We start from the raw sequence: 22,353 nt of genomic DNA, 5'->3' as shown, positions 1-22,353 counted from the left end.
ATTGAAATTGGGCATCGCTGAGCGACGAGGGGGTCACGCTGACAACGTTGTTCTTCGTATGCTCAGCTTTCGGACATGATACCGCCATTTACATGAAGCACCTGACCTGTGACATAGGAGGAATCATCGGAAGCTAAATAAATATAAGTTGGTGCAAGTTCAAATGGCTGTCCGGCACGCTTCATTGGAGTATCGCGCCCAAAGGTCGAGACATAGTCAGCTGAGAAACTGGATACGGTAAGCGGCGTCCATATCGGGCCTGGAGCGACAGCGTTGACGCGTATGCCTTTATCAACAAGCTGCAGTGACAATGAACGTGTAAAGGATACGACGGCTCCTTTGGTAGAGGAATAATCAACTAGCAAGGGGGCGCCTGCATATGCGGTTACAGAAGCGGTTGAGATGATGGAGCTTCCCGGCTGTAGATGAGGGAGGGCGGCTCTGGTCAAATAAAACATTGGGAAGATGTTCGTGCGGAACGTATTTTCCAGCTGTTCGTCAGAAATGCAGAGCAGACTTTCCTGAGGGAACTGAACGCCCTGGTTCAGCACAAGCACATCGAGCCGACCATAGTGTTCGATTGTTCTGCGGACGACCTCTTGGCAGTGTGCTGGCTGACGGAGATCGACTTCAAGCAGCAAGCATCGAGCTCCATAGCTTTCGACCATTTGGCGGGTTGCCTCTGCATCCACACGCTCATATAGATAGGCGATCGCAACGTCTGCCCCTTCTTTGGCAAAGCCGATGGCAACAGCACGTCCGATGCCGCTGTCACCACCAGTAATAATCGCTACCTTGCCCGCCAGTTTGCCGCTGCCCTTGTAGCCTGGATTATCGGATATTGGCAGAGGGTGCATCAAATATTCAAGTCCTGGCTGCACATTCTGATGCTGCGGCGGGAAGGTAAGGGGGACTTGGCGACATTGCGTTTCATAGCTGTAATAAGGAATCATCGGAATCATGGCAAGACATCCTCCTGTAGCTTCATAAACTTACAGGCAGGATATTCGCCTACTCCTAAATTGGTGCTTCGGAAGTACGATCGTGACACATGGCGGAGACTTTATTGTGCAAACGGAATGCGAACATGTTATACAAACAAGAGACTTGTCCCATCGAACACATCTTCCTAGTTCTATAATTAACGTAGGAATAGTTTGTACCTGTGCGAGTTTGGCAAATAATAAACAAGCACAAGTCGGTTACGCTCATGGACCTGTCAGAAGGGAGATGGTATAATACGAGGTAGAACAACAGGTTGAGGTGGCAATTATGGCAACGGCAATTTCTTTTTTTGCAGGTGCTGGTGGACTCGATACAGGCATTCACCAGGCAGGCTTCGATATTAAACTATCACTTGAAATAGAACCTATATTTTGCGAGACGCTTCGGGCAAACTATCCGGATATGAATGTGGTCGAAGGCGATATTTCGGACTATTCTCGGGAGCGCATCTATCGAGAGGCAGGCTTGGATGAGGGGCAGGACATTGATCTCATGTTCGGCGGCAGTCCTTGTCAATCATTCAGCACGGCGGGCAAAAGGCAGGCATTTGAAGATCCGCGCGGCAATGCGATGTTGAAGTTCGCGCAGCTGGTGGAGGAGACACGCCCCAAGGTATTTCTATTGGAAAATGTGCGCGGACTGCTGTCTGCTTCATTGAAACATAGACCACTGCGCCAGCGGGGAGAGGAGCATGCTCCGCTTGAACCGGAGGAGATGCCCGGCAGTGCGCTCACACATTTGCTCCAGCATTTCCATGAATACAATGTGACCTTTGAACTGCTGAAAGCAGCTGATTACGGGGTTCCTCAGTCGAGGGAGCGGGTATTCTTTGTCGGCGTACGCAAGGACTTGAGTACAACATATGCGTTTCCCGCCAAGACACATGACGCTGAGGGCGGCGAAGGGCTGGCGAGATGGGTGAAGCTTGGAGATGTTTTGCGCGACTTGAACGTAGAAGAGCATCATTACCCTCGGTATTCACCGGAGAGATTGTATTACATGCACATGATTCCGCAGGGTGGAGGCAACTGGCGAAGCTTGCCCGAGGAGTTCGTAGAACTGGCTATGGGCGGCGCCTATGAATCAGGCGGAGGCAAGGTAGGCTTCTATCGGCGCCTATGGGTCGATCGGCCAGCCCCAACGCTGCTGACCTCGCCCATTCAGAAGAGTACGAATCTCGGACACCCGTATGAGGATCGTCCGATAAGCATTGAGGAATACATTGCCCTGCAAGAATTCCCGAAGGAATATCATGTAGCAGGCACATTATCTCAGCAATATACGCAGATTGGAAATGCAGTTCCCGTTCGTCTTGCAAGAGTGCTGGGCAGTTCGATTATGCAGCTGCTTGAGCGCATTACAGAGATACAAGAAGCGAATTCAATGGAAGCAGCAGCAAGCAGGTAACATGGGTTGCTTATAAGGAATACAAAAGGTGCAGAGATCATTGCTGCACTTTTTTTGTGCATCCATATGTGTAGAAAAATAAGTAGAATCACCTTTCGCGGTTAGGACTTTAAGAGGTTTACATGAATCATTTAATTAACCATATAGGCTGAATGACATGCATATGATACAATAGATGGAACCAATAATTAGGAGGTATACTCATTGATCGGACGTAGCGGAAATCCAACGCTTAATGAAGAAACGTTTGCAAATCAGGGTAACTATGAGAATCAAGAACGAATGACGATCAGCGGTACCGTCAATAAATCGTTCATGGCGCTGGCGCTGCTTGTTGGAGCGGCAGTCATATCGTGGACCATGTTCGCGAATGGATACAATATGAATCCATATTTAATAGGTGGAGTAATAGGCGGCGCGATTCTAGCACTTATTATCAGCTTTGTTCCGACAACGGCCCCGTTCCTTACGCCGATTTATGCGATAGCCAAGGGACTTTTCTTGGGTGCTATATCTGCAAGGTTCGAAGCATGGCAAGGAGGAATCACCCTTCAGGCAGTATTGCTGACAATGTGCGTATTCATGGGCATGCTGCTGGTGTACAGGCTTGGACTAATCAAGGCGACAGACGGATTCCGTAAAGGTATCATTACGGCGACAGCAGGAGTTGCCCTTGTCTACTTGTCCAGCTTTATTTTGGGATTTTTCGGTATTACCATTCCTTATTTGCATGAGAGCTCGCTTATAGGCATTGGAATATCTGTCGTTATTATCATCATTGCAGCATTGAACTTCATTCTTGACTTTAATTTGATTGAAGAAGGTGCGGAGCAGGGCGCTCCAAAGTATATGGAGTGGTATGGTGCATTCGGATTGCTCGTGACGCTTGTATGGCTGTACATTGAGATTATTCGTTTGCTTGCCAAGATCGCTAACCGAGATTAATAGGTCTACTTGTATTTTTAAGCCATTCCTCTCTAGGGATGGCTTATTTCGTTTACTTCTGTAGAGAGAGTAGGCTGACATAAGCTGTTCACTCTTAGGCATATGGGAAGTGCTTTGCTCATTTATAGCTAATATAGGCTCCATTTTCGTTAAATTTATCCCTCGAGTAGAGGAATTCACCCTTGTAGTAGCATCCTGTATCCCTCTACAATGTAAGCAATTAGACCTAGTAGTTATCGAGCCTGCATCACCAGCCACGAGTAGTCTCGGTACTACCGTTATCCATTCTTATATTCACATCCAAATTTACTTTTTCCCGAATAGACATTCATCTTATCCTCATCACCGTATAGGGCAATATCTTCTTACCCAGTTTCGTAAGCGCTTTAATTAATCGAGTCCTCACTCCTTTCGAAAGCGCTTTAATTATTGCCAGACCACACTTTTACAATTTCTCGGTAGCATTCGCCTACATCATGATCATATTTCATTCCGCTTTTGATTCTGGCAAGGAGGTGATCGCTGCCACAATGACTTTGTAATATCCACCGTAACAATTCAAAAGAGGGTTATACCAACAACAGTCAACAAGATACAGCCTCATTTCGCTAACTCCAAGATACGCAGAAGCTTGAATGGTAGGATAGTGCCATTTTTTTAGGCTTGGACAAATTTGAACATGCGGGAGTGTTATGAGATGAAAAAAAGCTTGATGTTGTTAATGATTATCGCCTTGATGGGCATGATGGCTTTGTCTGGTTGCGGTAGTAAAGATGCTGGAAAACCGGCTGAACCAGCGAAGGAGCAGGCAACAACGACAACACCGCAGGAGCCTGCGAAGCAAGAACCTGCTAAAGAGGAGAAGGTTGAAGAATTCTCCATGGTCATTCGTCACATCAACGTCCGTGACACTGCGAAGGCGACGCTGAAGCAGCTGGAGGATGTTGTGGCGAAGACAGAACAGGATGTTCCTGGCTTGAAGTTCAAGTTGGACGGGGTAGAGGATACAGTTAACCGTGACGTGAAGCTGAAGGCGGAAATGTCCGCTGGCACGCAGCCTCCGATCTTCAACCTGTTCGGTGGCGATGACACGGTGAAGTACTCTAAGGCAGGACGTTTGCTTGATTTGACTGGGATTTTGGATGAACTGGGCTTGAAGGATGCATTCTTTAACTTAAGGGAATTTACAGTGGACGGTAAAATTTATGGCCTCCCCGAGGCTGGTTATATTGAAGGCTTCTTCTACAACCAAAAACTGTTCAAGGATGCGGGCGTAGAAGTGCCTAAGACATGGGATGAATTGATCAAAGTGTGTGAAGCCTTGAAAGCAAAAGGTATTACACCAATCGCGTTGGGCTCAGGCGCAGGGGATGGCTGGGCAGCCAACATGCTTGTGAACTCCCTGTTCGTCGGCTTGGGCGGACCAGAGCTGCAAGAAGGCTTTGCTTCCGGAAAGACAAAGTGGACAGATCCAGCAATCATCGAGACATTTAAGCGCATTCAAGATTTCAAAAATAAAGGCTACATTGACCCGAACGTACTTGGTCTCAAGTATCCGCAAGGTCAAGCGAATTTCTACACAGGCAAGGCTGCGATGCTGTTCGATGGCAGCTGGGCAGCAAATGCAATTACAGGAGATACTTCTACAGTGAAGGATGTAGCTGGATTCTTCCGCATGCCTGATGTTGGCGGTCCTGGCGACGGCTTGATCAATGGCGGTTGGTCGAACGGCTATGGCTTCTCCGCTACGCTGAAGGACAATGAGCTGAAGGCCGTTAAAGCATTCATTAAAAACTTATACACGGTCGAGGAACAAAAACGCAGTCTCGTTGAATCCAGCCGTATCCCTGCTATGAAGGGTGTGACCGGTGTCGAGGGTGGTACGGAATTAGTGAAGGCGCTCGGCGAATCGCAAGGCTCTGCAAAAGGTGCATTCCCGGCATTTGATGCGCTCGTACAGAAGAGTGTGAAGGTAACATTGGAGCAAACGGTACAAGAGGTTCTTGGCGGCAAGCTCACGCCTGAGAAGGCAGCTGAGCGTATGCAGCAAGCACAAGAAAAGGGCAATAAGGAAGGGAAATAATCTCGTCGTATTGCATAGTTGGGGGCCGCAGCAGCGCTGTGGTTCCCCTTTCTTATCAGGGTTGATGCGTACGGCTGGTTCGTTAGGCATTACAGCTATTACAGCTATTACAGCTCTGACCAGGAAGAAATAGCAGCTGATCAGGCAGTCTTCATCTATGAACGGACTCCAGCAGGTGTTTTCCTATCATTTTGTCCCGGTTATGGCCCCACGCTCACCGGATAATGGGAGATGTGAATCATGAACAAGATACTCCGGAATCGTGTCGCTTTCTTTCTGTTTGTAGTTCCGGCACTGGCACTTTACATTACGTTCTATTTAGTGCCTCTATTCAAGTCGCTTCAATATTCCGTAACGAGTTGGGACGGCATTACGGAGCCAGTCTTTAACGGATTCGATAACTTCGCCAAGGCATTGTCTGATGAGAAGTTTTGGATCGCGTTCAAGAACAATATTTATTTTGTGTCTTTCTCCGTATTCATTCAGGTACCCATTATTGTGTTCGTCTCCATATTGGTCAGCGATGTAAGGCGGATGCTTGATTTCTACAAGCTGACTGTATTTATGCCGAGTATCCTCTCAACCGCTTCGATTGCGGTTATTTGGCAGTTCATTTATTCTCCCGATGCAGGTCTGCTCAATCAAATCTTGAAAGCAGTCGGCCTCGATACATGGACAAGATTGTGGCTGGGGGATGAGAATACCGCAATGCTGTCCGTACTCGTGACCAATGCTTGGCAATGGACAGGATTCTACATTGTCCTTGTGTTGGCGGGTATATTCGCGATTCCGAAGGAAATGTTGGAGGCTGGAGAAATAGATGGTGCGGTCGGCTGGCGCAAGGCATGGCTGCTAACCATTCCGCTCATTCGCCCAGTCATTGTAGTAACGATGCTGCTCTCCATCACGGGTGCCATGAAGGCGCTGGATATTGTACTCATCATGACTAACGGCGGGCCATTCGGCAGCTCTGAAGTTATGGCGACGTACATGTATCAGCAGGCATATGCGCTTGGCGACTTCGGTTATGCGAATGCCATTGCGATCATCATTACGGTATTTACCGCAATTCTCTCGCTCATTTACCATATCATTAACAAGAAGACGTCGAAGGAGGCGGAATACTAATGAGGGCTTATCGATCCAAGCGTATTCTGTCTCATGCCGTGCTTCTCATCTACGTAGTCATCGTTATTTTCCCTATATTGTTCGTTGTGCTCTCTTCCTTCAAGGACAATACAGAGATCTTCAATAATCCTTGGGGATTGCCAGCGAAGTTAAGCTGGGACAATTATGATAATGCCTTGTCGAGTGCACATATAGGCCGGTACTTCGTGAACAGCTTATACATTAGCGTGATCGCGACGACCGCGACCATACTTCTCTCTACAGCGATTGCTTATGCAGTTACACGGATGAGGTTCCCGTCTCTAAGCAAGCTCGTAATGGGGCTTCTGCTACTGTCGATCCTCATTCCACCCGCATCGCTGCTTATACCGTTGTATATGATGATTAAGGACTTCGGCATCTACAACACGCCGTTCGCCCTGATGATTCCGTATGCGGCATTCGGCATCCCGTTAACGACGTTCGTCATCGCTGCCTTCCTCAAGTCGATTCCGACAGAGCTTGAAGAAGCAGGGGTTATGGATGGACTATCCACTTATGGATTGCTGCGCCGTATCATTATCCCATTGACGATGCCAACTCTCGTCACGGTCTTTATTTTGAACTTCATCAGCCACTGGAACGAGTACATTATGGCGAACCTGTTCTTGTCCGATCAGGAGCTGCGTACGCTGCCAGTTGCAGTCGTATCCTTTGCCGACAAGTTCAATATGAACTATGGGGCACTCACTGCGGCCATTACGATCAGCGTCGTGCCTGTCATTGTCATTTATGGTGTTCTGCAAAAGCAAATTATTGAAGGTGTGACAGCAGGAAGTGTTAAGGGGTAATCTAATTGATTTAGCAAATAGCTAGAATTGGGGAATGGGGCTGTCTTCTCGTCATAGAGGGCAGCCTTTGTCATGTTGGATAGAGGAAGTGGGTTGCATGCAATTGTGCATGTTCGTTATCTCATATCGGTTTCAGTACCTTGAAAGGGATGCTTTGGGGAAGGAGGGTGCCCTCTTCCCATACGCGAGAAGGCCTACCCATGAGAGCAGGCCTTTGTTCGACGGAGGATGATACGAGGGTGAATGGGCGTGATTAGATGATGGATAGAGAACCGCTTCTAATCAAGTTCAATGTGGGGGAACCTTCAGTAAGCACAAGCCTCTCTTCCGCATCACGCGCTTCTTGCTGGGGCTCGACAACGTATCGATAGTTTACGGCATGTTCAAGCAGATACGGCTCTTCTCCATTCACGTAATCGAGATAGCGTGCACGCAAATTCGCAGTCTGTTCCACATAGAGGACTTTGTACATCCGATTGTCCAGCTGCTTCGTCAGGAACACGAAGATTCCGATCGCTTCAGGGATAAGCTCCGCTGATTCAGGGGTAAATGGCAGTACTCGCGACCAATCCGCCATCTTCATCGCCTCCATTTCGTTTAAAATTATTCAATATGGTCAATATGGCGTGTAAACAAGACTGTCCGCAGATACCCTCAGGCCTAGATCAGAATTGATAGCACAAATAGCTAAGCAGACCTGCATAATCTCGGTAGATGACCTTAGCCTCGCGTTCTGGTTCTCCGCTTCCTAGTGCGATCAGGATCGGAACGAAATGCTCCGGTGTAGGCACAGCAAGCTTCGCGTAGGGAGCGTCTTCGGCATAGTTGAATAGAGCATCATAGTTCTTGCGTTCAATGTTGTCAATCAGCCAATCGTCGAATTCCAGCGCCCATGATTCAGTTACGTCGCTATGCAGGCTCAGATTGTGAACGGTCACGCCGCTTCCGATAATGAGCACACCTTCATGCTGCAGCTCCCGAATGGCACGGCCAATCAAGAATTGATCCCTGGCGCTCAGATTCGGATTCACTGACAACTGTACGACAGGAGTGGAAGCGTTCGGATCGAACTGCTTGAGCAAGGACCATGTGCCATGGTCAAGCCCTCGCTCGGCGTCCAGCTCACTCTGGATATCGTGTTGGTTGAATAGATTGTGGATACGGAGAGCCAGCTCTTTATTTCCTTTAGCAGGATATTGTACGGCGAACATCTCATCCATCCACCACGGACCGAAGTCATGAATGGTGTGGTAGGTATCGTCCGTGTACGTTATTCGCGTGCTGGATTCCACTTCCCAATGTGCAGTGAATACGACGAAGGCAGTTGGCTTTACAGGCAGATCCTTGGCAAATTGAGCTAAAAATTGAGTATAGTCATTCTCCTGAATGGCGATGAGCGGCGATCCATGTGCAAGAAATAATACAGGCGCTGAAGTCGTTGTAGCGGTGGACATGATTCACACACCTTCCTTTTTTATAGCTCTTAGCGTTAAATCACATAATCAGCAGGTCGGCTGACACGGGAGAGGAACTGCTTCGTCCGCTCGTGCTTCGCAGCTCTGAAGATTTCTTTCGGTGTTCCTTCTTCCACGACCGAACCCTGATCGAAGAAGATCACTTTATCTGCAATTTCCTGAACAAACCCCATCTCATGAGATACGATAATCATCGTCCGTCCTTCCTTGGCAGCTGCCCGAATAACGTTAAGCACTTCGCCGACCATCTCCGGATCAAGTGCAGAGGTTGGCTCATCGAGCAGAATTATCTTCGGTTGAAGGGCGAGTGCCCGGGCAAGGCCCACACGCTGCTGCTGACCGCCTGATAGCTCGCGAGGGTAGTAGTCTTTCCGATCCTGAAGTCCGACTCGATCCAAGTAGCTGCTTGCGATGTCATGGGCTTGCTGTGTCTTCATTCCTTGTACCGTCACGAGACCTTCCATAACATTTTCAAGAGCTGTCTTGTACTTCAGTAAATGGAACTGCTGAAATACCATTGCGGTATTGCGGCGCAAGTACAGAATATCGCGCTTCGTCGCCTTGGACATATTAAGCTCATAGTCGCCCAGTGCGATTGAGCCCGCTTGCGGTGTCTCCAGGAAGTTCAGGCAGCGAAGCAGTGTAGACTTGCCTGAGCCCGAAGGGCCGATGATGGCGACAACCTGACCTTCCTCAACCGTCAGATCCACATGGTGCAGCACGACATGTTTACCGAATGTTTTGTGTAAGCCCTGGATTCGGATCATCAGCTGCCACCCTCCTCTCGTTGACCTTCAGCCGCTTTTCCCAACGCGCAATTAGGCGCTCTATCACAATTGTCACGAGCCAGTAAATGATCGCAAGCGACACATACACTTCGAAGAAGCGGAAATTGCGGGAAGCCATCAGCTTGCCTGCGGCTGTCATCTCCACAACCGAGCATACAAAGGCAAGTGAAGTGCCCTTAATCAGCCCGATTAGAGAATTGCCGAGGGTTGGCAGTGCAACGACGAGCGCTTCGGGCAAAATGATGCGGCGCAGAACCTGCGTTGTTGTCATACCCATAGAATATCCGGCTTCAATGCCACCCTTATCGACAGATTGGATAGCAGCCCGAATACTCTCTGAGTTGTAGGCTCCTTCATTCAAGGCAAAGGTGATGAGCACGAAGATCATCGGCGGAATATGGTTCGTATTGTAGTCCGTCCCGTAATAATAATTGATATACTGCATAGCCATCGGAACCGCATAGAAGGCCAGATAGAGCTGAACGATAATCGGTGTCCCTCTCATGAAGGAGACATAGAATGCCGACAGAGAGCGGAGCACGGGAATTTGCTTAATCTTGATTAGTGCCGTCGCAAGGCCGATCAGTAGGCTAAGAAGCATGGATGCAAAGGCAATTCCTAGCGTGATCGGCAAGTACGCAAGCAGTTCAGGAATTTGACTGAACACGAGTTCTACATCAAATAAATTGGGCATGCACATCACTTCTTTATGGATATTTGGAATGGAGCAGGCTTGATTATCTCGTATAGTCGGCTCCTAAATATTGAATGGACAGTTCCTTCAGCTTGCCATTGTCCAGCAGTGTGCGCAGCGCACCATCGAATGCATCGCGAATGGCAGGGCCGTCGCCTGTTTTGCTGAATATGAAATAGGCTTTCGGGTTTTGAATCTTTTCGATTTCTTCCTTAGGAAGCTCTACGGTATCAAGCGCAATGCCGTATTCCTTCTCAATGTCTCTCAGCATGACTTTTTCAGCAAAGGTGAAATCGGCTGCTCCATTGGAAATGTCTTGATAGGTTTTGATCTGATCTTGTTCGGTATAAGCAGGCTTAATCTCTTTGTCCGGATGCTCCTTGTTGAATTGTTCGACGAACAGCTGCTCGAATCCACCGCCAGGACTGATTGGGATCGTTTTTCCTGAAAGATCATGAATGGATGCAATGTCCGTACGGCCTTTCTTCACCACTACCACGGTGCGATTGAAGTAGTAGTATTCGTTGCCGAATAGATATTTCTCTTCGCGTTCCGGCTTCTTGGTGATGTTATTGGCGCCAATTTGATATCGTCCAGAGTCGATGCCAGCGAATATGCTTGGGAACTCGGTCTTCTCAAACTGAATGTCATATTGCGGGAGCAGCTTGTCAATTTCCTTCAAGACAGCAATGTCGTAGCCATCGAGGTTGTTGTTCGGATCCACATACACATAAGGCTTCGGCCCGCCGCTCGTGCCGACTAGCAAGGTCTTGACCTTCTGCTCGCCGGTAGATGATGCTTGATCGGCTGCCTTGCTGCATCCTGTGGCGATTACGGTGAGTGCCACTGCAGCTGTTACGGTCAATGACCAGAGTATTCTTTTCTTCTTGTTCATATTCGGCGTTCCTCCCTCGACTTCTATATCCGAGTAATCCTATACGGTTATTTGTTTGCCATCTTACGGGATATCGGGGTGTAAATATAGTAAAAATCGGAACAGCGCTAAATTTGTTGATAAGGACAGCTACTTCAGCTATGAGGGATCCAGAGGAAATGAGGGTCGAGGAGGATTGACAGCACACAGAAGATTTGATTTTAATATAATTAATCCGATAGGATAAATACAATTAATGTGGGGGTGATCGTGTCATGAATGCACAGCCTGACAACCTGGGATATTTCCCTCATCAGCCATCCTTTGAACGGAAGCAGATGAACTACTTCGACAATCGGCTGTCGGCTTATCCCAAGCCGATGGGGATTCAGTATTATACGTTTTCCTTGAACGAAGCAAGCAGCCATCCGATGATGATACTGCCTGATGGAAGTATTGATATTATGATTTGCTGTGATCAGGATCGCCCAAGCGCTAACGTATGCGGAACGGTGACTTCAGGCAAGCAAGGCGGATTCCGCCAAGGGAACTGTGATGTGTTTGCGATTCGCTTCTTCCCCGGCTATGGCAGGCATGTGCTTCGCTATCCCGCCCATGAGTTCACTGATCGCGAAATCCCACTAGCGGATGTGATCCGCAATTCCTCCATATTGCTGGAGCAAATTGCGGCAGCGAACAATATGCCGGCAAGAATCGCGATATTCGAATCGTTCTATCGCCAGCTTATCCAAGAAGAGGACGAGACACCGTCCTGGCTGAAGCATGTAACGGAGCAAATCATTAGCAGCAGCGGATCGCGAAGTATGTCTGATTTATCGCAGCATACAGGGTATTCGTCACGATATATTGCGAAGGTATTTCATGAGTATGTAGGGATGTCCCCGAAGCTGTTCAGCCGTATCGTGCGTTTTCAGCATGTATTGGACGCCCTGCTGCGTTTGAATTATGAGGGGGTATTGGAGGAGATGATGGAGCTGGGGTATTACGACCAGAATCATTTCATTAAAGAGTTCAAGGAATTCAGTACGTTTACGCCTAAAAAGTACATGGAACAGCTATGAGTTCATCCGCCGCATCAATCACCCGATAGTTCAAGTAGCAATAAGCCAAGACGGAAGATTAGATATTCTGTTCTTCTTGCACGGAAGATGGACATATAAAAAGCCCCTCTAACTCGTTGAAGGAGTAGGAGGGGCATAACATCTATATTACTTTTTCAATAATAAATAGACGAAATATGGTGCACCAATCAGTGCGACGACGATGCCGACCGGAATACCATCAGGTTCCAACACGTTGCGTCCAATCGTATCCGCCACCAGCAGCATCCAGCCGCCTAGCAGTATCGCTACTGGAAGGAACAGCTGGTGCCTTGGGCCGACCAATGCTCTGGCAATATGCGGCGCCATCAATCCAATGAAGGCGATTCCGCCAGTCACGGAGACGGCTGCGGCAGCTAGTGCAACGGCAGCAATCAGCAATGTCAGTCGTTCCTTCTCGATGGATACGCCTACCCCGATTGCGACAGGCTCATTGAGTGCCAGCAGATTCAGACGATTCGCTTTATATAAGGTATAGGGGATCAATACAACCAGCCAAGGCAGTATCGCCCAGATAAATGGCCAATCTGTACCCCATACATTCCCCGCAAGCCACTTCGAGATGAAATCAACCTTAGCCCTTTCCGAAGAGGAGATAAGCACGATCATCGTTCCTGATAATGCCATGGAGAAACCGACACCAGTTAGCACCAGCCGTACAGGCTGCAGCCCTGATGTCCGTTGATACGAAAATAGATAGATAAGAGCTGCTGTAAGCACAGCCCCGATAAAGGCGACAAGAGGCAGCATATATGCGAATGAGCCCATGTCTATGGGAACGAACAGGAAGAACACCGAAATAGATACACCGGCCCCAGCATTAATACCAAGTATTCCGGGATCGGCGAGATCATTGCGTGTTACGCCCTGCAGGATGGCTCCTGATAAAGCCAGAGCCATGCCGGATAGGAGTGTAATCAGGATGCGCGGCATTCGGATAGAAAACAGCACGAAGTCCTCCTTGAACGTCCCCTGCCCAAGCAGGGTAGGGAGCAGCCGATCATAGGATAATGATGAGTATCCGAGACCCATTCCGACGATGACAGTTAGCAGAATAAGCCCGAGCAGCAATACGAGAATAAGCCGCTGCTTTCTCAACAGAGAGGGTAAGATCATGAGAATGCTTTGCCTCCTTTATGTACAATGAACAGGAAGAAGGGCAGACCCAGCATGGCAACGATGGCTGCTACAGGTGTCTCGTACGGGCTATTGATTGTTCGTCCGAGCGTGTCGGCAAGCAGCATGAAGGTAGCGCCCGTAAAAATGGACATTGGCAATATAAATCGATAGTCCGTGCCGACCATAGCTCGTACAATATGAGGAATCATGAGTCCGATAAAGGCCATATTGCCAACAAGTGCTACAGATGCGCCAGCGAGCAGAACGATGACGATAAATAGAATGATCTTCACCATGAGTGTTTTCTGACCTAAACCCACAGCGACCTCTTCATTCAGGCTTAGGATGGTCAGCTGCCTGGAGAAGCCAATTGCAATCAAGATACCAACGAGGACTACGGGAACGATAATTTGAAGCTGACTCCAATTGGTACCGATAAGGCCACCTGCAGTCCATAAGGAAATTTCCCGAGATATCTTAAAATAAAGACCTGTTCCTTCCGCTACCGCGATGAGGAAAGCGGTGACGGCAGCGCCAGCTAGAACGATACGAAGCGGGGAGAAGCCTCCCCGCTTCATTGCACCGATGCCGAATACGATGAATGCACCAACCGCTGCACCAATGAAGCAAGCAATTGTAATCGCATAATAGTTGGCGCCAGGAATCAATGCCAGTGTAATGGCCAGCGCTGCATTGGCCCCAGCAGTAAGCCCGAGCAGGCCAGGATCAGCAAGCGGGTTGCGTGTCATGCCCTGCATGATCGCACCTGCTACAGCTAGGGCGGCACCGACGACCATCGCGCCTATTTCGCGTGGAAGACGGATATCTCGTAAAACGGAAATGTTGTCACTTGTAGCATTCGACGTAAGGGCAAGCCACACATCGCGCAGTGAAGTGTCAGCCGCGCCGAATACCATTGCCACGACGAACATTCCTGCACATAAGAGGATTCCGACAATTAATTTGCCTATAAACGGAATCGTACGTTGATTCGAGTTCACCATGCATAATGTCCCTTTCTCATAATGGTGCTTAGAATACAGGAAAAGGAATTCTTAATTATAAGAATTCCTTCTCCAGACGTTACTTGCTTGCCGCGAAATCTTTACTGAATGTCTCCAATTGGAAGTCCAATGTGAGCGGGTCATTGAAATAGAATTCATTCATATTAACCTCGAACACGCGATTGTTCTTCACGGCAGGGATATTTTTATACGATTCCGTTTCTTGGAATGAGTTATCGCCAGCTTTGTTTCTACTGAGAATGACATAATCGCCTGCGAATTGCGGAAGAACCTCAGTAGAGAGTGCGAAGTAGCCAGGTCCCAATGCCTTTTCTTTGACTTTTTCCGGCATGTTCAGCTTCATCTCTTGGTACAGAATTTCCGTTCCACGGCCCCAGTTGTTGCCGTACACATACAATTGCTTATTGAAGTTTTCAATAACCGAAACAGTAGCATTTTCACCGATTTTGGCTTTAATGTCTTTGCCAGCTTGTTCAGCGCGCTTCTTGAAGTCGTCGATCCAAGCCTTAGCTTCAGCTTCTTTGTTCAAAAGCTTGCCGATCTCCAGATGCTGTGTTAGATAATCGACCTTGCCGTAAGTGAAAGTAACGGTAGGGGCAATTTGGTTCAGCTTATCTGCATTTTTTATTCCCGACAATCCGATGATCAGATCCGGATTCAGTTCAATAATTTTCTCCAGGTTCTCATCAGACACTTCTGCAACATCTTTCAATTTTGACTCAAAGCGAGGGTTCTGCTTCGCCCATGCATCTACTCCGACTACATTTACGTTCAGCGCCATGACATTACCAGCGAAGGATGCCAATACAACAACGCGCTTCGGATCAGCAGGAACTGACACAGGCCCATTTTCTGACTGATATGTAATTGTGTCAGATTTGCTTTCTTTGTTCTCTGCTGCATCTTTCTTCGGCTCGGCAGCAGGGCTTGTGCAGGCGCTAATCGCGAGCACGAATATGAGCATAAAGGGGATGAACCACTTCTTCATGATGCTGTTGCTCCTTTAATTAAGTTATATGTGATACACATCGGCTTGTTCGTTCGAGGATCCCGTCCGATTTCAGCATCGATTTGAAACACCTTTTTCAGTACATCTGAGGTCATAACCTCTTCACAATCGCCAGCCTTAACGATTTCGCCGTTCTTCATTGCGATGATGTAGTCGGCGAATCGTGCTGCTTGATTGAGATCATGGAGAACCATGACAATGGTACGCTCCTGCTCATCATTCAAGCGCTGCAGCAGCTCCAATACTTCAAGCTGATGAGCCATGTCCAAATACGTTGTCGGTTCATCGAGGAAGATGATCTCCGTCTCTTGGGCGAGGGCCATTGCAATCCAGACGCGCTGGCGCTGGCCGCCGGAGAGGGCGTCTACAGGGCGATATTTGAAATCAATCGTTCCGGTCACTTCCAATGCCCAGTCGATAACTTCGATATCTTTCTTCGTTAAGCGTCCGAAGCCGCGCTGATAAGGGAATCGGCCATAGGAGACAAGCTCGCCAACCGTTAACCCGCTAGCACTTTCCGGGGTTTGAGGCAGAATGGCCATCTTCTTGGCCAGCAGCTTCGTATTTTCTCTGGCAATGTTCTCACCGTCGAGGATGACATTCCCGGATTGGTGGGGAATAATGCGTGTAATTGCTTTGAGCAGTGTAGATTTACCGCAGCCATTGGAGCCAATGATCGTTGTGATCTTTTTATCGGGAATAGGTACACTTAGATTTTTGACAATTAAGCGTTCACCGTAACCAATGCTTAAATCATCTGTATATAGGCGAGCCATGCTTCAACCTCCATTTATTTATGGAAAAGAACGAGCGTTATCGACATTAATTGATAATGATTATCAAGATCATTTCTTTCCATAATATAAATTCCTGCATATCGGTTGTCAATAGTAATTTTTGTTGTAAAAGGGTGATGAATCGGATATCATTGATAATGATAATCAATACCAACAAGTTTCTGAGGAGTGAAAGGGAAATGGATCAGGAACAATTATTTGATGTGACAGTCATTGGAGGAGGCCCAGCAGGGCTGTACTCTGCTTTTTATAGTGGACTTCGTGAAATGAAAACAAAGCTGATCGAGTATCAGCCACAGCTTGGCGGCAAGGTGCATGTATATCCAGAGAAAATGATCTGGGATGTTGGTGGACTAACACCTCTCACAGGGGCACAGTTAATTAAGCAAATGGTGGCGCAGGGTTTGACGTTCGACCCTGAGGTTGTACTTAATGAGAAGGTCGAATCGATTGCTCGCAATGAGGATGGTATTTTCGTACTGGAGGCAGCCTCCGGTCAGAAGCATTACTCCAAGACGGTCATCGTGGCAGTTGGCGGCGGAATTTTGAACCCGACTAAGCTTGATATTGAAGGTGCGGAGCGCTTCGAAGTAACGAATTTGAATTATACGGTGAAATCGCTCCGGAAGTTTAAGGATAAGGTCGTGGTTATTTCAGGCGGCGGCAATTCAGCCATTGATTGGGCGAACGAACTGGAGCCGGTTGCGAAGAAAGTATACTTGACGTACCGGAAGGATAAGGAGTCCCTGTCCGGTCACGAGGCAACGATTACGCAGCTGATGAACAGCTCCATAGAGTGCTTCTTCAATACTTCCATTACGAAGCTGATTGCAGCGGACAACCATGAGACAATTGAGCGAGTAGAACTGACGAATCAAGCGACAGGCGAAACTGAGATATTGCCGATTGACGAAGTAATAATAAACCATGGCTATGAGCGGGATTCGAGCCTGATTGGCAACAGTGCATTGAAGATTGAGCAGGTAGAGGACTTCTATGTGGCGGGCAATGCCAGCAGTGAATCTTCGATTCCTGGGCTGTACGCAGCAGGGGATATTTTGCATCATGACGGGAAGCTGCACTTAATAGCAGGCGCCTTCCAGGATGCGGCCAACGCGGTGAATAAGGCGAAGCAATTCATTCAGCCGGATGCAAATAGCTGGGGAATGGTATCTTCCCACAACGATGTGTTCAAGGAACGCAACCGTGAGCTTGTGAAGCAGATGATGAATTCATAATGATAACGAAGGGACGCACCAAGGCTTGTTGCTGCAAGCTAAGGGGCGTCCCTTTTTGTTTGCCTGAATCCATCAAAGTATCACGGGAAAAAGCCGATTGGCCTAGTAGGAGTGCGGAAGATCTATTTTGCTATGGATCTATTTTAAAGAGTGTGTTGATGATGCCGCTATGGGGCCTATTTGATTGGGATTGACGGATAAATGTCATAGGCGTACAATCAGTTAAAATTTCAGGGGGCGATGGCATGTTGGAATCATGGAGCACAGCGGATGACTTGGTAAATAACCCTTATTTTCAACGGGACGAGGTGCCGTTCAATCTGCTGTACCGCATTTGCGAGTTGGATGGGGCAACTTGTCTCAAGTCGAAGGATGGCACCTTGATATTTGCACAGTCTCCTGGACATAATGGGTGGCTTTGGATATCGAAGGAGATAACGGATTCGGAACGTGATGAGCGCTTGAGAGAGCTTGCGGAAGTGCTTGAATCGCATGAATTGCCTGGCATTACGGGATTGCCGAACACAGTGGAACGATTCGCCAATCTGTATGCGAATGCAAAACAGCTGCACTATGACACCCACATGGGGATGGAATCGTATTGCTGTCCGAAAGTGCTCAAGCCACAGCATGTAGGCGGAACAATGGAAAAGGCCTTGGTAAATCGTACGGGTATCGTGGCTTCGTTTTTGGCAGGATTCTCGGAAAGTGCATATGGAGTATCCGTCACGCCTGAGAGCCAATTGTCGGCGGCTGAAGGATTGATTGGTCAAGGGAATCTATATTTCTGGATGGTCGATGGTCGGCCGGCATCGATGGCAAATATTGCGCACCGATCGCCACGCCATGGACGGATTAATGCGGTCTATACGCCGCCTGCATCACGGAAACAGGGCTATGCGAGTGCCCTTGTAGCGGAGGTATGTGAGCTGCTGCATAGAGAGTCCCTGCAGCCGATGTTGTATGCGGACTTGACTAATCCCGACTCCAATAATGTATACCAGCAAATTGGGTTTGTGGACAGCGGCAAAGTGACAGACATTAGATTTAATAGAGGGTAAGCACAACAGGGGCAATCATTAATGCATTTTATGATGCACCGAAGAACCGAAGCATTGAAGCTATCAGGCAAGCGTGCCTATAATACATAAGAAGGGAAGCCTTCGGCAGTTCAATCTGATCCGAAGGCTTCTTATTGTTTGCGTAAAGCATACAGTTAGTTGATTAGTCGAGCGCTTGTACCAAGCTTGCACCGAATTGTGCGGCGCCATCCGGGCCGTCGGCGGTAATAATATCATCATGAACAACCACATGCTGTGCGATATACGTGACATTGTTCGCTTTCAATTGGTCAATTTGGATATCAAGCGGATAACATGTCGCTTCTCTGTCTGTAAGCAGTCCAGTACGGGCAACCGTAACAGCGCCTGCGCAAATGCCGGATACAAGCACGCGTTCTTGATGTGCCTGCTTCAAGTATTGCTGAAGATCCTTGTTATCCCACAGATAATCATTCGTGCCAGAACCGCCGATAACGGCTACGACGTCATAGTCAGCAGCGGACACATCGGAGAAAATGACTTCTGCCGTGGCTTTGCCTTGGAAGTCGCCTATGATCTCGCCGGTTGTGGTGCTGGCAATGGTGACGTTCACTCCTGCCTGCTCCAAGGCAGCTTTTGGCTGGAACAGCTCGTCTTCATTAAATCGTTCAGGTGGTATAATAAATAAAGCTTTTTTATTCATAAAATATGGCCTCCTATTCGTGGTACACAATTAAGTTGGTGTCAGGTTCGTGCTGCAGCACGTGCTGAATCACTTCTGAATATGAAGTGGACTTGATGTTGCGATCATCGCTGTAAGATGTGTCTTATTGTACCGACGCTCTCCCATCCTGTGAAGAATGCACTTTTTTGTGCGGAGGTTACCTATAGGTTACTTATTGAAGAATTAAGGAGTTATGGAATCGATGTCTGATAATTTGCGAGAAGAAATAAAGAAAAAAATCGTGAATGGTGATTTTAACTGTGAGAAGGAACTGACGCTGTCCATTATTAGTGGAAAGTGGAAGGTCGTCATTCTCTGGCACTTGGGCGTCGAAGGCCCTCATCGCTTCAGTGATCTCCAGCGCTTATTCCCGAAAGTATCTCATAAAATATTGACCAACCAGCTGCGCGAGCTGATGGAGGATGGAATTGTGCATCGGGAGGTGTATCCCGAGGTGCCACCCAAGGTTGAGTATTCGATGACGGAGCTTGGCATGACGCTCCTTCCTCTTGTGGAAATGATGTATGAGTGGGGAAAAATGCGAATGGATCAGATTAAGCAGGGACTGGGGATCGAGGGCGAAGACTGACATCTCAGCCGTGTAAGGAACGGCATAGCTGAGCAGGATAGCGGTCTTGTCGCTATGAGGCAGTGAGTGTGATCTAGATCATGTTGATTTTTCTACATGGTTTCTTTACAATAGGTGGAAATCAAGAAGAGAAGGAGTGGGAGTATGAATTGGAAGCCGAAGACGAACCGTTCATTCGATATTTCATTTTCATATTTTCATTCCATAAGAACACTAAGGCATCCGCTGCTTTAGTGTTTTTTTATTTTGCCAATTTCTACGGAGGTGTGGGGATGACGAGATACAAGCGGGTCATGATTAAACTTAGCGGCGGTGCTGTTGCAGGAAGCAGTGAATTTGGCTTTGCTCCTGACAGACTAGAGCATATTGCTAGTGAAGTGATGTTCGTCGTGGAGCTGGGTGTCGAGGTGTCGATCGTCATTGGGGGAGGAAATATATTTCGTGGAAATATGGCGGAAAGTTGGGGGATTGAGCGTGCAGAAGCCGATAATATTGGGACGCTGGCGACCGTCATCAACAGTCTCATGCTGCGAGGCGTTCTGAAGGCGAAGACCGATAAGGAGGTGCGCGTCATGACCGCCGTGCCGGTTACTTCTGTTGCAGAGCCGTATATTCGCTTGCGAGCAATTCACCATTTGGAGAAGGGGTATATTGTCATATTTGCCGGGGGCAACGGTCAGCCGTATGTCACCACCGATTATCCCTCCGTACAGCGGGCAATCGAGGTCAATTGTGACGCTCTGCTCGTGGCGAAGCAAGGTGTTGACGGTGTGCTTGAGGCAGATCCGAGAACGAACAAGGATGCGAGGAAGTTCGCTTCTCTCCATTATAACGATGTGATCCAGCATAATTTGAGGGTAATGGATCAATCCGCATTTATTTTGGCGAGGGACTTCCGCCTGCCCATCCATGTGTTCAACTTCGATCGACCGGGGACGATGCGCGACATATGTGAAGGGCAAAATAAGGGCACATTAATTAGCGAAGAATCAATTCTACAGTTTGATTAATACAGAAAAGGATCCACAAGTGTGGATCCTTTTCATTTCAGTTGCCTATTATTTTGTCACCGTAACATAATAGACTACTCTTGTGCCACTATTCCACTCAGCTACTACGGTGCCATATCCCTCTTTAAAAGCGGTTAAATTCCCGTATCCATCCAAACCTAAGCAGTCTGTTGGGTTAGCGGAGGAGATAGAAACATAATCACCTGCAATTTTTCTGCCTTCTCCAACTCTCATTGAAATAGAGGAATAAATGGTGGATTTGGTCTCGATATTTGTGAATTTGCTTTCTTGTACGTTAGCGGCAGATGCATCATTTGCAAATACACTAAACGAGAAAATGCTTGCTAGTGCTGTGAGCGTTACAATTACCTTTTTCATATTTTCACCTCCCAATATTCATCATATTAGGTAGATTCATTTATATTCCTTTATTATCTTATATTTATTTATTTTCTCGAATTAATTATAAATGTAAATTTCAGGATAAATATCAATCATCCTTAGAAATAGACCGTATGCGCTTGAGAGATAGGTTTATTTCTTTCTCCTTACCGGGATCCACACCTCACAAATCGACTCAACTCTATGATCATCCACCCAGTAAAATTTTTCAATACAAGGACCCTCTACCTGCTCGAAATTTGTGGAAGGGAACCACTCAGAATAGATCCGTCGCCATACATTCTGAATTTCCTGACCGGAGTCCGGCTCGTCCGTTAACGTTTCCCGACTTTCAAATACGGCGTAAGTGATAGCAGGGATATGCAGCACATCATATTCTGAAGGAACTCCTTGTCCCTCGGGAAGGTCATATCCCATCAGATAGCGCTTCGTTCCATCCTCTTCAAAGTCATAAAAATACCCGTAGAGCAGATTGTGTGCGGGTGACCCAATATCTCGTTTATTCGATCATGCGTGCCATCATTCCAAATTCGTTGAACGAATTCAGGAATTTCTTTGTAGGGATCGTTATGGATGGTGATACTTTTCCCAATGACCGTAGATTCGACTTCTTCCATCATGCGATAGTTCAATGCAGACTCCCCTTTGATTTGAATGTGAAAGGAGATTGGAGCGAAGGACTTCAGCTTTACATCCGTTTTCTTGGCTGCAGAAGGCGTTACCCCATGTAAACGTTGAAATGCCTTGGAGAAGGCTTCGGGTGATTCATACCCGTATTTGAATGCAACATCAATTACTTTACTATCCGATCCCGCCAATTCTTCTGCTGCAAGTGTTAACCGCCGATTGCGAATATACTCTGTAACGGTAAAGCTCGTTAGGGCATGGAACATCCGTTGGAAATGATACCGGGATGACAGCGCCGAACGGGCAATAGCATCGATATCAAGCTCGGTGTGCAGATGCTCCTCTATATAATCAATTGCGTTGCGCAGCATGATGAGTGCCTCCATATTCCTTCGCCTCCTTTCCTGCATTCAGTGTATCGTT

At 47.6% G+C, this 22,353-nt stretch carries 24 protein-coding genes; 10 read left to right on the top strand and 14 right to left on the bottom strand.

The window, feature by feature from the left end; all coding sequences use genetic code 11:
- Positions 1-62: 62 nt before the first annotated feature.
- Entirely contained in the window at positions 63-962 is a 900-nt protein-coding gene (locus BLS15_RS24800; protein WP_021257425.1) for an SDR family oxidoreductase, read from the bottom strand.
- A gap of 310 nt (positions 963-1,272) precedes the next feature.
- Here BLS15_RS24800 and BLS15_RS24795 point away from each other — a divergent pair, with 310 nt between their 5' ends.
- The 5 genes from BLS15_RS24795 to BLS15_RS24775 all read left to right on the top strand — a co-directional run bounded on the left by BLS15_RS24795 (position 1,273) and on the right by BLS15_RS24775 (position 7,398).
- The gene (locus tag BLS15_RS24795; RefSeq protein ID WP_090514299.1) at positions 1,273-2,412 is read left to right on the top strand and encodes a DNA cytosine methyltransferase; all 1,140 of its coding nucleotides are present in this window, start codon (positions 1,273-1,275) and stop codon (positions 2,410-2,412) included.
- 204 nt (positions 2,413-2,616) lie between these two features.
- On the top strand, positions 2,617-3,357 hold the full coding sequence (locus BLS15_RS24790) for a Bax inhibitor-1/YccA family protein (RefSeq protein ID WP_090514296.1): 741 nt from the start codon (positions 2,617-2,619) through the stop codon (positions 3,355-3,357).
- Positions 3,358-4,054: 697 nt separating this feature from the next.
- Entirely contained in the window at positions 4,055-5,440 is a 1,386-nt protein-coding gene (locus BLS15_RS24785) for an extracellular solute-binding protein (protein WP_090514293.1), read from the top strand.
- A 240-nt stretch (positions 5,441-5,680) separates the two neighbouring features.
- The gene (locus BLS15_RS24780; protein ID WP_090514290.1) at positions 5,681-6,568 is read left to right on the top strand and encodes a carbohydrate ABC transporter permease; all 888 of its coding nucleotides are present in this window, start codon (positions 5,681-5,683) and stop codon (positions 6,566-6,568) included.
- A complete protein-coding gene (locus tag BLS15_RS24775) occupies positions 6,568-7,398 on the top strand; it encodes a carbohydrate ABC transporter permease (protein ID WP_028533289.1) in 831 nt (276 codons plus the stop codon). Before BLS15_RS24780 ends, BLS15_RS24775 begins: the two co-directional genes overlap by 1 nt.
- Positions 7,399-7,651: 253 nt before the next feature.
- Here the strand turns inward: BLS15_RS24775 and BLS15_RS24770 are convergent, their stop codons facing one another.
- From BLS15_RS24770 to BLS15_RS24750, 5 genes are all read right to left on the bottom strand, one after another.
- On the bottom strand, positions 7,652-7,975 hold the full coding sequence (locus BLS15_RS24770; protein WP_090514287.1) for a hypothetical protein: 324 nt from the start codon (positions 7,973-7,975) through the stop codon (positions 7,652-7,654).
- A gap of 88 nt (positions 7,976-8,063) precedes the next feature.
- Positions 8,064-8,852 carry a DODA-type extradiol aromatic ring-opening family dioxygenase gene (locus BLS15_RS24765; RefSeq protein ID WP_028533291.1) on the bottom strand — a complete coding sequence of 263 codons (789 nt, stop codon included), beginning with the start codon at positions 8,850-8,852 and terminating at the stop codon, positions 8,064-8,066.
- 35 nt (positions 8,853-8,887) lie between these two features.
- On the bottom strand, positions 8,888-9,640 hold the full coding sequence (locus BLS15_RS24760; RefSeq protein WP_090514284.1) for an amino acid ABC transporter ATP-binding protein: 753 nt from the start codon (positions 9,638-9,640) through the stop codon (positions 8,888-8,890).
- Complete coding sequence (locus BLS15_RS24755) at positions 9,603-10,355, bottom strand: amino acid ABC transporter permease (RefSeq protein ID WP_021257416.1); 753 nt, start codon at positions 10,353-10,355, stop codon at positions 9,603-9,605. Before BLS15_RS24755 ends, BLS15_RS24760 begins: the two co-directional genes overlap by 38 nt.
- Before the next feature lie 43 nt (positions 10,356-10,398).
- Positions 10,399-11,250 (bottom strand): transporter substrate-binding domain-containing protein, encoded by an 852-nt coding sequence (locus BLS15_RS24750; RefSeq protein WP_028533293.1) that lies wholly within the window; start codon positions 11,248-11,250, stop codon positions 10,399-10,401.
- 254 nt (positions 11,251-11,504) lie between these two features.
- On the opposite strand from BLS15_RS24750, the gene BLS15_RS24745 reads away from it, so the two are divergent.
- Positions 11,505-12,311, top strand: a complete 807-nt coding sequence (locus BLS15_RS24745) for a helix-turn-helix domain-containing protein (RefSeq protein WP_021257414.1) — start codon at positions 11,505-11,507, stop codon at positions 12,309-12,311.
- Between the two features lie 147 nt (positions 12,312-12,458).
- Here the strand turns inward: BLS15_RS24745 and BLS15_RS24740 are convergent, their stop codons facing one another.
- The 4 genes from BLS15_RS24740 to BLS15_RS24725 all read right to left on the bottom strand — a co-directional run bounded on the left by BLS15_RS24740 (position 12,459) and on the right by BLS15_RS24725 (position 16,279).
- Positions 12,459-13,466 carry a FecCD family ABC transporter permease gene (locus tag BLS15_RS24740; RefSeq protein ID WP_028533294.1) on the bottom strand — a complete coding sequence of 336 codons (1,008 nt, stop codon included), beginning with the start codon at positions 13,464-13,466 and terminating at the stop codon, positions 12,459-12,461.
- Positions 13,463-14,473: a FecCD family ABC transporter permease gene (locus tag BLS15_RS24735; protein WP_028533295.1), complete on the bottom strand. Its 1,011-nt coding sequence runs from the start codon at positions 14,471-14,473 to the stop codon at positions 13,463-13,465. The genes BLS15_RS24740 and BLS15_RS24735 overlap by 4 nt, the downstream gene beginning before the upstream one ends.
- A 79-nt stretch (positions 14,474-14,552) precedes the next feature.
- Positions 14,553-15,482 carry an iron-hydroxamate ABC transporter substrate-binding protein gene (locus BLS15_RS24730; protein WP_021257411.1) on the bottom strand — a complete coding sequence of 310 codons (930 nt, stop codon included), beginning with the start codon at positions 15,480-15,482 and terminating at the stop codon, positions 14,553-14,555.
- Positions 15,479-16,279 (bottom strand): ABC transporter ATP-binding protein, encoded by an 801-nt coding sequence (locus BLS15_RS24725; RefSeq protein ID WP_021257410.1) that lies wholly within the window; start codon positions 16,277-16,279, stop codon positions 15,479-15,481. Before BLS15_RS24725 ends, BLS15_RS24730 begins: the two co-directional genes overlap by 4 nt.
- 200 nt (positions 16,280-16,479) lie before the next feature.
- On the opposite strand from BLS15_RS24725, the gene BLS15_RS24720 reads away from it, so the two are divergent.
- On the top strand, positions 16,480-17,538 hold the full coding sequence (locus BLS15_RS24720; RefSeq protein WP_090514281.1) for an NAD(P)/FAD-dependent oxidoreductase: 1,059 nt from the start codon (positions 16,480-16,482) through the stop codon (positions 17,536-17,538).
- Positions 17,539-17,783: 245 nt separating this feature from the next.
- A complete protein-coding gene (locus BLS15_RS24715) occupies positions 17,784-18,599 on the top strand; it encodes a GNAT family N-acetyltransferase (RefSeq protein WP_090514278.1) in 816 nt (271 codons plus the stop codon).
- 163 nt (positions 18,600-18,762) lie between these two features.
- Here BLS15_RS24715 and BLS15_RS24710 read toward each other — a convergent pair whose 3' ends face one another.
- On the bottom strand, positions 18,763-19,281 hold the full coding sequence (locus BLS15_RS24710) for a DJ-1/PfpI family protein (protein ID WP_028533297.1): 519 nt from the start codon (positions 19,279-19,281) through the stop codon (positions 18,763-18,765).
- 223 nt (positions 19,282-19,504) lie between these two features.
- Between BLS15_RS24710 and BLS15_RS24705 the strand changes: the two genes are divergently transcribed.
- Both BLS15_RS24705 and pyrH read left to right on the top strand, forming a co-directional pair.
- Entirely contained in the window at positions 19,505-19,891 is a 387-nt protein-coding gene (locus BLS15_RS24705; RefSeq protein WP_021257407.1) for a winged helix-turn-helix transcriptional regulator, read from the top strand.
- 272 nt (positions 19,892-20,163) lie between these two features.
- Positions 20,164-20,901, top strand: coding sequence for a UMP kinase (gene pyrH, locus BLS15_RS24700; RefSeq protein ID WP_090514392.1), 738 nt, complete (start codon positions 20,164-20,166; stop codon positions 20,899-20,901).
- A 48-nt stretch (positions 20,902-20,949) separates the two neighbouring features.
- Here pyrH and BLS15_RS24695 read toward each other — a convergent pair whose 3' ends face one another.
- The 3 genes from BLS15_RS24695 to BLS15_RS24690 all read right to left on the bottom strand — a co-directional run bounded on the left by BLS15_RS24695 (position 20,950) and on the right by BLS15_RS24690 (position 22,316).
- Positions 20,950-21,279, bottom strand: a complete 330-nt coding sequence (locus BLS15_RS24695; RefSeq protein ID WP_021257405.1) for a hypothetical protein — start codon at positions 21,277-21,279, stop codon at positions 20,950-20,952.
- A gap of 156 nt (positions 21,280-21,435) precedes the next feature.
- Complete coding sequence (locus tag BLS15_RS29670; protein ID WP_231515189.1) at positions 21,436-21,723, bottom strand: GyrI-like domain-containing protein; 288 nt, start codon at positions 21,721-21,723, stop codon at positions 21,436-21,438.
- Positions 21,720-22,316, bottom strand: a complete 597-nt coding sequence (locus BLS15_RS24690) for a helix-turn-helix domain-containing protein (protein ID WP_231515173.1) — start codon at positions 22,314-22,316, stop codon at positions 21,720-21,722. Before BLS15_RS24690 ends, BLS15_RS29670 begins: the two co-directional genes overlap by 4 nt.
- Positions 22,317-22,353 lie beyond the last annotated feature (37 nt).

The sequence above is a fragment of the Paenibacillus sp. cl6col genome (assembly GCF_900102125.1).
GTDB classification, from domain to species: domain Bacteria; phylum Bacillota; class Bacilli; order Paenibacillales; family Paenibacillaceae; genus Paenibacillus_B; species Paenibacillus_B suaedae.
The sequence above is the reverse complement of the archived record's forward strand: the minus strand, read 5'-3'. Positions and strand labels throughout refer to the sequence as shown.